This is a genomic window from Arthrobacter sp. ZBG10, assembly GCF_001238605.1.
Classification (GTDB): Bacteria; Actinomycetota; Actinomycetes; order Actinomycetales; family Micrococcaceae; genus Arthrobacter.
In genome coordinates this window covers 1-422 of sequence record NZ_LFQH01000118.1, presented here as the reverse complement: position 1 = coordinate 422, position 422 = coordinate 1, and the positions used below count along the sequence as shown (strand labels likewise).

Sequence of the window (422 nt, the reverse complement as noted above, 5' to 3'; positions counted from 1 at the left end):
CCCTTGGGGTTGTAGATCTTCGCCGTGGGGAAGAACGCATCCATACCGAACGTGCGGGATTCGTCCGGCACGATGGGCACAATCCGGTGTCCGAAGGCCTTGTCGCGGATCAGGTCCTTGAGCAGCCGGACAAACGCCATGGTGGTCGCTGCCTGCTGCTTGCCCGAACCACGCTTGGCCACATCAAACGTGGCGGCAGCCGGCAGGTCCACGGCGGCAGCCGCGTTCCTGCGCTCCGGAACCGAGCCGCCCAGTGCTGCGCGGCGTTCGTGCAGGTACTTGATTTCCGGGGCGTCGGCGCCCGGGTGGTAGTACGGCGGGGCGTAGGGGTCGGCGTCCAGCTGCTCATCCGTAATGGGGATGCGGAGGTAGTCCCGGAAGTCCTTGAGGTCCGCGACGGTCAGCTTTTTCATCTGGTGGGT

The 422-nt window shown here is 65.4% G+C and carries 1 pseudogene; it reads right to left on the bottom strand.

The features are described 5' to 3' along the window. Positions 1 to 422, bottom strand: a pseudogene (locus ACU18_RS18785) (pyruvate dehydrogenase (acetyl-transferring), homodimeric type); the annotation flags it as partial.